Below are 11,025 nucleotides of genomic sequence, written 5' to 3'. Positions count from 1 at the left end.
GATGGTTTGTAACCATTTCTTATATACCTTTTTTGTATTCTTATTGCTTTCTTCCAATGAAGCAATAAGAATACGAAGTTTCGTTGCGATCTGGTTTCGTAACAAAGAAATCATTTCTTTTGGTAGTTTTTCTTGTAGTCCGAGTCCACGACGTGCAATCGTAAACGCGGCCGTTTCATGAACATAAAAACATGCCATGTACTCGCTTGCTCCCTTTGTTTTAATCTTTGCATGTGGCAGAAAAAGGCCCTGACCGCTTTACGCATAGCCAGATGCTCTCGCCACCCTAAAAAAGAAAGAGGGTTTTTATGTTGGTTTTTAAATTGTATTTATATACTACCATACATTGCTTGCAGTGCAAGGTTTATGCTTTGCTTCTATTATACATATATTGTCCAACTAATAGCTTCACAACATGCACAAACAAATCCGTCCGATCTACATAATTGTTTGTAAAAATACCGATTGCTCCTTCATTGCTGCGGATATCACGTTGCTTCGTATAGTCTTCCATCACTTCACTTAATTCTTTTCCTTCTTCAAGAGGCTGAATCAACTCATCTGGCAGTTTCATGCGTGCTCCGCCTGCTGTAAATAGCTTACCCTCTTTCGTCGCTAAAGCACCCCAGTTACACATAAACAAGCCCTGGTCTGTATGCATCACGCCGCCTTCTAAACCAATTCCAATATCCGCTTTCCCTTCTGTTAATGCTAATTTTGCACGGTTACTTGCACCTTGCAGCGTTTCTTCATCAGAAAATGGTTGCGCGGACACATGAGACGGGACAGATAGTGAAATAATCTCTGCTTCTGCAAGCACTTCCCTAACAGCATTTACTTTCACTTTGTTTTTCGATCCAACTGCTACTTTCACGTTTTCACCTCAAAATTTAAAAAGAAAAGGTCGCATTCGGCCTGTCTATATTAAACATTTTCTTTAATTGTTTCAAATGTTGTTTTATCTGTTGCTTTTACTAATTGAATCAGCAATTCTTTCGCTGCTGCATAGTCATCAATATGTAAAATTGAAGCGTGTGTATGAATGTAACGAGCACATACACCAATCACCGCAGATGGTACACCAGAGTTACTTGTATGTACGCGTCCTGCATCTGTACCGCCTTGTGATACGAAGTATTGATATGGAATGTTATGTGTTTCCGCTGTATCTAAAATAAATTCACGAATGCCGCGGTGCGTTACCATAGAACGATCATACAAGCGAAGGACAGCACCTTTTCCAATTTGACCAAACTGTGTTTTATCTCCTGATGCATCGTTCGCTGGGCCTGCATCTAACGCGTAGAAAATATCAGGCTGAATCATATTCGCAGCTGTTTGTGCACCGCGAAGGCCGACTTCTTCTTGCACTGTTGCACCAGAATATAGTGTATTTGGCAGTTTTTCATCTTTTAATTCTTTCAATAACTCAATCGCAAGACCGCAGCCATAACGATTATCCCAAGCTTTCGCCATTATTTTCTTTGGATTTTTCATCGGTGTAAACGGACAAATTGGTACAATTTGCTGACCAGGTTTCACACCAATTTCATTTGCTTCCTCACGGCTATCTGCACCAATATCAATTAACATGTTTTTTATATCCATTGGTCTGTTACGTTGTTCATCACTTAATAAGTGCGGAGGAACAGACCCTACTACACCGATAATCGGGCCGTTGTCTGTCATAATTTGTACACGCTGTGCTAGTAATACTTGACTCCACCAGCCACCTAATGTTTGAAAACGAACCATTCCGTTTTTCGTAATTTGCGTTACCATAAAGCCGACTTCGTCCATATGGCCAGCTACAAGAACGCGCGGACCATTTTCGTCACCCTTTTTTAAACCGAAGATACTCCCTAAACGATCTTGTACAATTTCGTCTGAGTATTTACTCAGTTCTTGCTTCATAAAACGACGTACATCATGTTCAAATCCTGAAGCACCTTGCAGTTCTGTTAACGTACGAAATAGTTCCATTGTCTCTTTATTCATTGCGGTACCCTTCCTTCAATCCAGTTATAGAATCACTCCTTTTATTGTAACGAAATTTTCGAAATCTTTCTAGTTTCTTCTTTTTTTGTGTAATTTGATTTATACTTATGGGGAAAACTTTAACAGGATAGAGGTGAATGTATGAACTGGAAAAGCTTACTAGCGGGTGTTGGTTTAGGTTTTGCAGCTGGATATGTTGTTGCAAATAAAGTACAAGAACAATCCCACATTTCTTCTGAAAAAGCATTAAAAATGGTAAAACAAGCATTAAGTCATAAAGGTGAACTTACAGGTTCTTGGGTACATATGGTTCCTGAGACGTTTGAAAAATATGATGTTACTTACGATGTATACCGTGGTGGTATTACAACGTTACTACACGACGTACAAGAACGATTTGAATTTTTAGTAGATGCAAAAACAGGTACAATTTTAGAAGTAAACGTTGCTTAATACGATGTGCAGATTGGCTTTAACTAGCTAGCACCAAAAGGCTTGGATTATATGTAAATCCAAGCTTTTTATTTATATGTCTTTTCATAAACAAAATTTTGCTAACTGCTCACCCCAAGATGATAATTCCGTCTCTACAAAACCTGCCTTTTGATAAGCAAATTTTGCTGCAAGATTTTCAGGATGATACCCAATCATAATAAGTGGAATATTTCTATCATTCATTCTCCTTATTTCTTCAATAACCAATTTTATAGCATGTACTCCTATTCCTCTCCCTTGGAATCCTTTATCAACCATCAGTCTGTAAATCCAATAATTATGATCGTCGCCGTCTATGCCAAACATAGTAAAGCCTACGATTTTGTTATCAAGATATATTCCTTTTGCATAAAAATTGTCTAGAAACTGCACTTCTGCAATTGAATACAAATTGGAAGCAATAAATGGTTGTTGTTCTTGATCCACTGATAATTGAATCGCATCTTCCCAATTCCTCTTATCGATCTTTTTCAATGACATATGTTTCATATATAATGCTCCTTTACAAGAATATCCCCATAATCTTCTTGTCGATTTCGTATGTTTAAATCGTTACACAATCATTTCAAAAGACCAAATTGAATCGTGATTTGGTCTACTAATTCGTATACAATTTACATCGTTTCTGTACCTTTTGTTATATTCTTTCGATAATAGTTGCCGTTGACATCCCATGTCCGATACAAATTGTAAGTAAGCCGTATTTTCCGCTTCTTCTTTCTAATTCATGAAGCAGCGATGTCATCAATTTCACGCCTGTTGCTCCGAGCGGGTGTCCCAATGCAATCGCACCGCCGTTCACATTTACTTTATGTAAATCTGCTTCTAGTTCTTTTTGCCACGCAAGAACGACAGAAGCAAATGCCTCGTTAATTTCGACTACGTCCATATCATGAATTGTTAAGTTTGCTTTTTGCAGTACTTTTTTCGTCGCTGGAATAACGCCGTCTAGCATTATTGTCGGATCTGAACCAACTACAACTTGATTCACAATCCGTGCCCGTGCTTGAAGCCCTAACTCTTTCGCTTTCTCACTATCCATTAACAAAATAGCCGCTGCTCCGTCACTAATTTGACTCGCATTTCCTGCTGTAATGGATCCGTTCTCTTTAAACACCGTCTTTAAATTTGCTAACGCTTCAAGAGAAGTAGTTGCTCTTGGTCCTTCATCATTTGTAACGAGTATTGCATTCCCCTCTTTATCGATCCCATTTACTGGGACAATTTCACGTTTAAAATACCCTGCTTCTATCGCCTGTAGTGCACGTTGATGACTTTCATAAGCGTAGCTATCTAGCTGCTCTCTTGTAATTCCATATTTTTCAGCAATTAGTTCTGCCGACACACCTTGATGTACAAATTCATATTTTGCATGAAGACTACTCGGAATCGTATTTGCATTTCCATCACTTAAAATGGGTACTTTCGTCATATGCTCAACACCAGCGGCAATGGTAATATCCATATCACCAGATTTAATTTCTTGCCCTGCAAAATGGATTGCTTGTTGCCCCGAGCCGCATAGACGGTTAATCGTTACAGCAGGAACAGTAATTGGAAAACCCGCTTCTAAAGCAGCAAGTCTCCCAATATTAAAGCCTTGCTCAGCAATTGGCGTCACACACCCCATGACAATATCTTCTACCATTCCTTTTTCGATATTAGCACGCTTTATTACTTCATCCAGCGCCACTGCTGCAAGTTGCACTGGATGGATTTCACGAAATGCACCATTTCTTTTTCCAACTGGTGTACGTACCGCTTCAACAATTACAACTTCTCGGTTCATATTCTCTCGCCTACTTTCCCTTTTTCATAATTATAGAAACCTTTTCCTGTTTTCCTTCCAAGATGTCCTGCCTCTACCAATTTCACAAGCGTTTGCGGAGCACGGAATCTATCACCAAACGCTTCACTTAAACCTTGACTTGCAAATAGCATTGTATCTAATCCAACATAATCCGCTAACTCAAACGGCCCCATTGGATAGTTCAAACCAAGTTTAATCGCTTTATCAATTTCTTCTTTACTGCCTATCCCTTCTTCATACATACGCATGCACTCTAACAAATGCACCGCAATTGCTCTTGAAGTGACAAACCCTTGCATATCTTTTACAACGACGGTCTCTTTTCCAATCCCTTCTGCTAACTCTTTCACCGCTTGTATCGTCGTTTCTGCTGTATCAACTCCTCTCACAATTTCAATTAATTTCATAACAGGTGCTGGATTAAACCAATGCATCCCCAATACCTTTTCTGCGCGATTTGTCGCACTTGCAATCGCCGTTACACTTAATTCAGATGTATTTGTTGCCAGAATAGTAGAAGGGGAAGCATAGCTATCTAGCTGTTTAAAAATCTCTTTTTTCAACTGTAAATTTTCTGGAGCAGCTTCAATAATAAGCTCGACATCTGTACATGCTTCCTCTAGCGTTATAGTAGACACGATATTCTCAAGAACTTGCTGTTTATCTTCTTCGCTCATCCGCCCAGCTTTCACGAAACGTGTTAAGCTTACTGTGATTCCTTTGTATGCTTTTTGTATACTTTCTTCTGATACATCATACATTTTCACGCACTTTCCGCCCATCGCTAATGCCTGAACAATACCACTTCCCATAATCCCAGTGCCAATTACCGCAATATTTCGAATCATTATTTTCCTCCCCTTTCATTACAAACCCATACTTTTCGCAATAATATTTTTCATAATTTCATTCGTCCCTGCGTAAATGGTGCTTACTGGAATGTCTCTATATCTCCTTGCAATCTCGTATTCTTCCATATACCCATACCCACCGTGCAATTGCATACACTCCGCCGCTATTTTCTTCGCAATGTCTGTAATCCACCACTTTGCCATCGACACTTTCGTCACAATGTTTTCACCTTGCATATGCGCTGCAATACATTCATTCACAAACGTGCGGCCAATTTCAATTTCTGTATACATTTCAGCAAACCTAAATTGGACAGTCTGAAAATCACTAATACTTTTCCCAAATGCCTTTCGTTCTTTTACATAATCCTTTGTTAAACGAAGCATTACTTCCGCCGCTGTTATGGCCGCAATTGCGACAACGAGGCGCTCTTGCTGTAATTTGTCCATTAAATAATAGAAACCTTTTCCTTCTTCCCCTAACAGATTAGAAGCGGGAACTTTCACATCTTCAAAAATAAGTTCCGCTGTATCTTGACTATGCAAGCCAACTTTTTCTAGTTTTCTCCCTCTCTTGAATCCTTCCATTCCTCTTTCTAAAACGAGTAAACTAATTCCTTTATGCGCCGGCTTTACAGTTGTATCTGTCTTACAAACAACAACGACTAAATCTGCATGAATCCCATTTGTTATGAATGTTTTTTCACCATTCACAATATAATGATCCCCTTCTTTTCGCGCCGTTGTACGGATAGCAGCTAAATCAGAACCAGCTCCCGGTTCTGTCATCGCAATAGCTGTAATATATTCACCGCTCACACACTTTGGAAGCCATCGTTTCTTTTGCTCTTCTGTTCCATATGCCGTCAAATATGGAACGACAATATCGTTATGTAAACCGATCCCTACTAAACTAGAACCAACCTTTTCTAGTTCTTCATTAATTACTACAGAGTATCCAAAATCAGCTTCAGCTCCGCTGTACTTCCCTTCTACCACCGGACAAAGAAATCCGTTCTCCCCCATCTTTCTCCAGAAGGACCGCGGAATGATCCCGTCTTTCTCCCACCGGTTATAGTGCGGATATGCTTCCTTTTCTAAAAATTTACGGAAAGCATCACGGAAAATGTGATGCTCTTCCTCCAAATAAGGATGTTTCATCGTATTTTTTTCACCTCCGCCTCTTGATTACGTAAAATAAACTTTTGAATTTTCCCGCTCGCATTTCTCGGCAGCTGCTCCGTAAATACATACCGGCGCGGACGTTTATAATCAGCGAGTTTATCGCTTTGTTTACAATATTCATCTAATAGTTCTTCTGTAAGCAATCCGTCCTTCGAAACAACATATGCAACGACGCGTTGTCCCCACAGGGCATCCTTCTCCCCTAATACCGCAACATCTAACACACCTTCATGCGTGTACAAAAAGTCCTCTACCTCGCGCGGATAAATATTCTCTCCGCCGCTCACGACCATATCATCAACGCGATCGGCTACGTATAAATACCCATCTCTATCGACATAACCTAAATCCCCTGAATGATACCAACCTTTATATAAGGCCTTTTCCGTCGCTTCTTGCTTGTTATGATAACCCGCCATCACACATGGACCTCTCATAATAATTTCTCCAATTTCATATGGAGGTAACACATCATCTGGCTCTGACGGCCCATCATCGTTCGGGCGGACAACGCGAATTTCGTGATTATATCCAGCTTTCCCTGCCGAGCCAATTTTCGAAAGTTGCTCATGCTCCCGTAAAAATGTAACGGCTGGTCCCATCTCTGTCATTCCGTAAGCTTGTATTAACGAAACATTCAACTTTTCATCGCAAGCTTTTATAAGTGCAGGGGCCATCGAAGCCGCTCCGTATAAACCATATTGAAGCGATGATAAATCATACTGCGCTAAATCTTCCTGCAGCAGCATATTCCACATTGTCGGTGCAGCAAACATAACTGTCACCTTTTCATTTTGAATCGTCTTTAAGACAAGCTTTGCATCAAAATGATGAAGAATGATATTTGTCGCACCGCTATGTACTCTTGGGATAAAACAACAATGAAGCTCCGCACAATGAAACATCGGCGCTGTCACAAGACCGCGGCTATTTTCCGTGTAATGTAAATAAGCAACGCCCATTAAGCTTTGCTCGAGAATTTCCCGGTGGCGATGAAGCACACCTTTTGGCTGCCCTGTCGTTCCACTCGTATACATAATGGAACAAATGTCATCTTCATTGACTTCTACTTTTTCAAAATGTGGCGTAGCATTTGCTACTTTTTCTTCATAAGAAACAGAAAATGATGGTTCATTTTGATCGATGTACCAAAACTGAATGTGAGGAAATTGTGTATAAATGCTTTGTACTTGAGAGGATATTTGCTGTTCAAAAAGTACGATTTTAGGAGAAGCGTCTTCTAATATATAGGTAAGTTCTTGCGGTTTTAAACGAAAATTAATTGGATTAAATATAGCTCCTATTTTGGCACAAGCAAAACATGTCGTCGCCAGCGCACTACTATTAAAAAGAAATGTCGAAACACAGTCACCTTTTCGGATGCCGCTTTGCTGAAGCGCATGAGCGAGTTTATTTACCTGCTCACTCCACTTAGCATACGTCCAGCGAATCTGCTTTTCAGGCTCAACAATCGCTTCCTTATTCGGGTAATTTCCAGCCGTAAATTCTAGTAGTTTTCCAATAGTCATATACACGATATCTCCTCCTATTCATTAAAGCGTTTTCATTTTTCCGCTATCTTCCTATTAAAAACAAGACAACTCGGGAATTATTATAACAATTTTCAGAATGTTTTACAGGTGAATCTTTCGACAAATATATAACTCTATATTTGTCGAAAGATAAATCGCGGCTATGCAGAATACTACATGTCAGCTACTGGCCTGCTCCAATGCGCGGCCAGATGCTTAATTCGCTCTATATGTATTGCTTCCAGGAAGTTTCTTAATGTTACTCCAGGCCTCAATCGCTTCTTTACGAGTTTTCCCTTTATTATTTGGATCAGCGAAAAAGGCACGAGTAAATTGATTGTATTCAAATTGAGGAGCAATGTCTTTCCTATATGCTGGATCTTTCTTACGCTCTTCTTCTTCATACCAAGCAGTTACAACATCACGATACGTTTTTCCTATATTATTTTTAAAATAGTTTTGGATATAAGTAGAAAAATGAAACTTTGGAATTACTGCCTTGAAAAAGGCTCTTACGTCCTGACTACAGCGATGATTTTCCGTAATGACTGTATCAAGACTTAAGTTCGCTTGTGTCTGGGACTGCGTCTTACTTTTTGGCTTTCTTAATGCTTTTTTGATCTCTCCGGTCTGAAGAAATGTTTCAATTCTATCTGTAATCTCTATCTTAGAACCAGATGCGCTCATTCCATGTTCCCTGCAAAATGATTGCAGTTCTTCTTTCAGCCAGTAATAATCTTTGAAATCTTGAATCGAAATATCTTTTGTAAGATTCGGTCTCACTATTAACACCTCCACATACACTTTATTTTAGAACATAGGTTCGTTATTTGCAATTCAACCTAACGAAGAATTAGCTTGTTTTAATCAAAATTCATTAAAACAAACTCTGAACATATTTTACATATACACAATTTAAGCCTTTGCTAATCTCCGCTCTTTTTTCGGGGAATAACTCATTCCCGCAAACACGAGAAAAATGCCGAGAAGTTGATACAGATCAGGACGGTAATGCAAAATCGTAACATCCAGTAAAATTGCAACAACCGGATCAACAAAGACTAGAATCGCAATTGTTTGAGCCTTTAAATCTCGCAAACTACTGAAGAATAAATAAAATACAAATCCAGTATGAACAAATCCTGTCACAAGGATATAAAACCAATTTTCAGCGGTAAGATTCACAAACTTTGACCAATCCACAAATGGAATCAATATGATAACACCGAGGCTCGTTTGAATCACGGTTGTTAACAACGGACTAAGTGTTTGAATTCCCTTTCCTGTAATGGAAGTCAGCGCATAGAAAAGTGCTGCAGCAAATGCCCATAGTACACCTGTGGATAAAAATTCGGAAACGGTTGTATGTTGATGAATCCCTCCAACTAACAATGTACCTACAAAGCACATAAAGAAAAAAAATAAACCTGTTCCTGTTATTTTTTCTTTAAAGATCACAGAACCTAAAAGAAGCACAATAACAGGTGCTAAATGATAAATCGATATCGCGACAGTAATGGGCATAACTTCAATGGAACGAAAGAAAAAGACCCAGTTTATAATAAGAAACAAACCACATAATAAGGAAAGTCCATACTCGCGGCGTGGCGTAAAGTTTTCCTGTTTCGTTGTGAATGTGCGAAAAAGCCATATTCCTCCTAACAAAACACATGCACAGAGGCATCTTACAAAAACCAATTCAATTGATGGAAGACCTGTTTTAATCGAAAATAGACCGATAGAACCAAAGATAGCCATAGAAGCGACAAATTTTAATTTCGCATACATGTAAATCCTCCTAAAGTAGTAATAGTTATAACGACTATTGTTTTGTGCGAAAAAACAGCTTTATAATAAGCTGTTTTTCCCTGTCATAACATGAATTAAATCTTCCCTTTTCTTCCATAGCTCATCTAACTTTTCAGGACCGAACGCAGTTGTAATTTCTTCGACCATAATATCATGGCGAATGTATTCAGTAGCAATTAGAACGAGCGCAGGATCAGTTGACTTCACAGCCCATTCTGAACCTCTGTCGCTAAACTTGGCAATTAATGCTTCTTCTTCATCTCGAACGAGAATCGTCAAATACCCGCCCATACGTTTACTCACAATGTCCGGTGCCATATAGTTGTGATGATATGTGTTTCCTAGCGTCTTATCTTCAGCTCCAAATAAAACTGTAAAAATAGGAATCGATCCTTCTTTCTCTCGAACAGCTTTTTCAATGTCTTTCACAATAGGAGACCAAATCGATAGCCAAAGTTCTTTTTTAGCAGATCGAATCATCGAAAGCATTTCTTGAACAATATGTTCATACTGAACAATTCTCGTGACAACATCTATCTTTTGATCACTTTCTAACGTGGTAAGAGACGATTCTAGCACTTCTAATGACGCATCCATCTCTTCTTTCAAACGAGCAAGCAACAGCTTCGGTTCAACAGGTTTATAAACAATCGGATCAGAAGGAACAGTTTGAATCGCTCCTTTATCAAGCAATTTTCCTAACACCTCATAAATCATGGAGCGCGGAACACCGGAACGTTTACTTAATTCATAGCCAGTGATGGCGGGTGCTTTTAATAAACCGATGTACGCCTTACATTCGTATTTTGAAAATCCATGTTTTTGCAATTCAGTAATTGCTTTCTCTTCCATAAATCCTCCTCAAGAGTCGTTATTATATTAACTACTATAAAACATCCATATTTAAATGTCTATATTTTCAGACTTATCTCGAAACACAAAAAAGTATCAGTCAGCATTAATCTGTACCCTTTGTAAAGGACATTTAAAAAAAGCCTAGGCAGTTTTAAGAAGATGCTCCCTGAATTGAATAGGGCTCATCTTTTTTAAATTCCATTGGCATCTGTCGTGATTGTAATATTTCATATATTGCTTTATTTCATGTTTTAGTTCAGCTAGGCTTGTACATGATTTAATAAAGGCTTCGTCTTTAAAATGTCCAAAGAATGATTCTTGAGGAGCGTTATCCCAACAGTTCCCCTTTCTTGACATTGATTGAAGTAGCCCTAGTTTTTTTACTAACTTTTGGAAGCTTGGGTGTGTATAGTGAACTCCTTGATCTGAGTGAATTAAGGCATCTTTTGTCTTCTTAAACTTTCTGTTTTTCTTTAACCTTAAAAGGGTA

Annotated in this window: 12 protein-coding genes and 1 pseudogene; 1 reads left to right on the top strand and 12 read right to left on the bottom strand. The window is 38.8% G+C overall.

All coding sequences use genetic code 11. The annotated features are described in order from the left end of the window. The 3 genes and pseudogenes from H280_RS0121810 to H280_RS0121800 form a co-directional block, all read right to left on the bottom strand. Nucleotides 1-183 (bottom strand): annotated as a pseudogene (locus tag H280_RS0121810) (IS200/IS605 family accessory protein TnpB-related protein); the annotation flags it as partial. Nucleotides 184-364: 181 nt separating this feature from the next. After that, a complete protein-coding gene (locus H280_RS0121805) occupies nucleotides 365-874 on the bottom strand; it encodes a DUF84 family protein (protein ID WP_020063228.1) in 510 nt (169 codons plus the stop codon). A gap of 50 nt (nucleotides 875-924) precedes the next feature. Then, entirely contained in the window at nucleotides 925-1,998 is a 1,074-nt protein-coding gene (locus H280_RS0121800; RefSeq protein WP_020063227.1) for a M42 family metallopeptidase, read from the bottom strand. Between the two features lie 141 nt (nucleotides 1,999-2,139). Between H280_RS0121800 and H280_RS0121795 the strand changes: the two genes are divergently transcribed. After that, complete coding sequence (locus H280_RS0121795; protein WP_020063226.1) at nucleotides 2,140-2,451, top strand: PepSY domain-containing protein; 312 nt, start codon at nucleotides 2,140-2,142, stop codon at nucleotides 2,449-2,451. A gap of 84 nt (nucleotides 2,452-2,535) precedes the next feature. Here the strand turns inward: H280_RS0121795 and H280_RS0121790 are convergent, their stop codons facing one another. The 9 genes from H280_RS0121790 to H280_RS0121750 form a co-directional block, all read right to left on the bottom strand. Continuing rightward, complete coding sequence (locus H280_RS0121790; RefSeq protein ID WP_020063225.1) at nucleotides 2,536-2,982, bottom strand: GNAT family N-acetyltransferase; 447 nt, start codon at nucleotides 2,980-2,982, stop codon at nucleotides 2,536-2,538. A gap of 148 nt (nucleotides 2,983-3,130) precedes the next feature. Then, nucleotides 3,131-4,282, bottom strand: a complete 1,152-nt coding sequence (locus tag H280_RS0121785) for a thiolase family protein (protein ID WP_020063224.1) — start codon at nucleotides 4,280-4,282, stop codon at nucleotides 3,131-3,133. Continuing rightward, a complete protein-coding gene (locus tag H280_RS0121780) occupies nucleotides 4,279-5,151 on the bottom strand; it encodes a 3-hydroxyacyl-CoA dehydrogenase family protein (RefSeq protein ID WP_020063223.1) in 873 nt (290 codons plus the stop codon). The genes H280_RS0121785 and H280_RS0121780 overlap by 4 nt, the downstream gene beginning before the upstream one ends. Nucleotides 5,152-5,169: 18 nt before the next feature. Continuing rightward, nucleotides 5,170-6,315, bottom strand: coding sequence for an acyl-CoA dehydrogenase family protein (locus H280_RS0121775; RefSeq protein ID WP_020063222.1), 1,146 nt, complete (start codon nucleotides 6,313-6,315; stop codon nucleotides 5,170-5,172). Then, the gene (locus tag H280_RS0121770; protein WP_020063221.1) at nucleotides 6,312-7,874 is read right to left on the bottom strand and encodes a fatty acid--CoA ligase; all 1,563 of its coding nucleotides are present in this window, start codon (nucleotides 7,872-7,874) and stop codon (nucleotides 6,312-6,314) included. Before H280_RS0121770 ends, H280_RS0121775 begins: the two co-directional genes overlap by 4 nt. A gap of 213 nt (nucleotides 7,875-8,087) precedes the next feature. Next, a complete protein-coding gene (locus H280_RS0121765) occupies nucleotides 8,088-8,654 on the bottom strand; it encodes a DUF6434 domain-containing protein (RefSeq protein WP_020063220.1) in 567 nt (188 codons plus the stop codon). A gap of 132 nt (nucleotides 8,655-8,786) precedes the next feature. Continuing rightward, entirely contained in the window at nucleotides 8,787-9,659 is an 873-nt protein-coding gene (locus H280_RS0121760; RefSeq protein WP_020063219.1) for a DMT family transporter, read from the bottom strand. A gap of 60 nt (nucleotides 9,660-9,719) precedes the next feature. After that, entirely contained in the window at nucleotides 9,720-10,532 is an 813-nt protein-coding gene (locus H280_RS0121755) for a TrmB family transcriptional regulator (RefSeq protein WP_020063218.1), read from the bottom strand. Nucleotides 10,533-10,676: 144 nt separating this feature from the next. Then, the coding region (locus tag H280_RS0121750; protein ID WP_020063217.1) for an IS3 family transposase at nucleotides 10,677-11,025 on the bottom strand (349 nt) is incomplete at its 5' end.

The sequence above is a fragment of the Bacillus sp. 123MFChir2 genome (assembly GCF_000383235.1).
Lineage (GTDB): Bacteria > Bacillota > Bacilli > Bacillales > Bacillaceae_G > Bacillus_A.
This window is presented reverse-complemented; position numbering and strand designations above follow the sequence as displayed.

Bases quoted from the DNA above. Each gene is read 5' to 3' on its own strand.
- H280_RS0121800 (WP_020063227.1), bottom strand. From the start codon at position 1,998: ATGAATAAAGAGACAATGGAACTATTTCGTACGTTAACAGAACTGCAA.
- H280_RS0121795 (WP_020063226.1), top strand. From the start codon at position 2,140: ATGAACTGGAAAAGCTTACTAGCGGGTGTTGGTTTAGGTTTTGCAGCT.
- H280_RS0121790 (WP_020063225.1), bottom strand. From the start codon at position 2,982: ATGAAACATATGTCATTGAAAAAGATCGATAAGAGGAATTGGGAAGAT.
- H280_RS0121785 (WP_020063224.1), bottom strand. From the start codon at position 4,282: ATGAACCGAGAAGTTGTAATTGTTGAAGCGGTACGTACACCAGTTGGA.
- H280_RS0121780 (WP_020063223.1), bottom strand. From the start codon at position 5,151: ATGATTCGAAATATTGCGGTAATTGGCACTGGGATTATGGGAAGTGGT.
- H280_RS0121775 (WP_020063222.1), bottom strand. From the start codon at position 6,315: ATGAAACATCCTTATTTGGAGGAAGAGCATCACATTTTCCGTGATGCT.
- H280_RS0121760 (WP_020063219.1), bottom strand. From the start codon at position 9,659: ATGTATGCGAAATTAAAATTTGTCGCTTCTATGGCTATCTTTGGTTCT.
- H280_RS0121755 (WP_020063218.1), bottom strand. From the start codon at position 10,532: ATGGAAGAGAAAGCAATTACTGAATTGCAAAAACATGGATTTTCAAAA.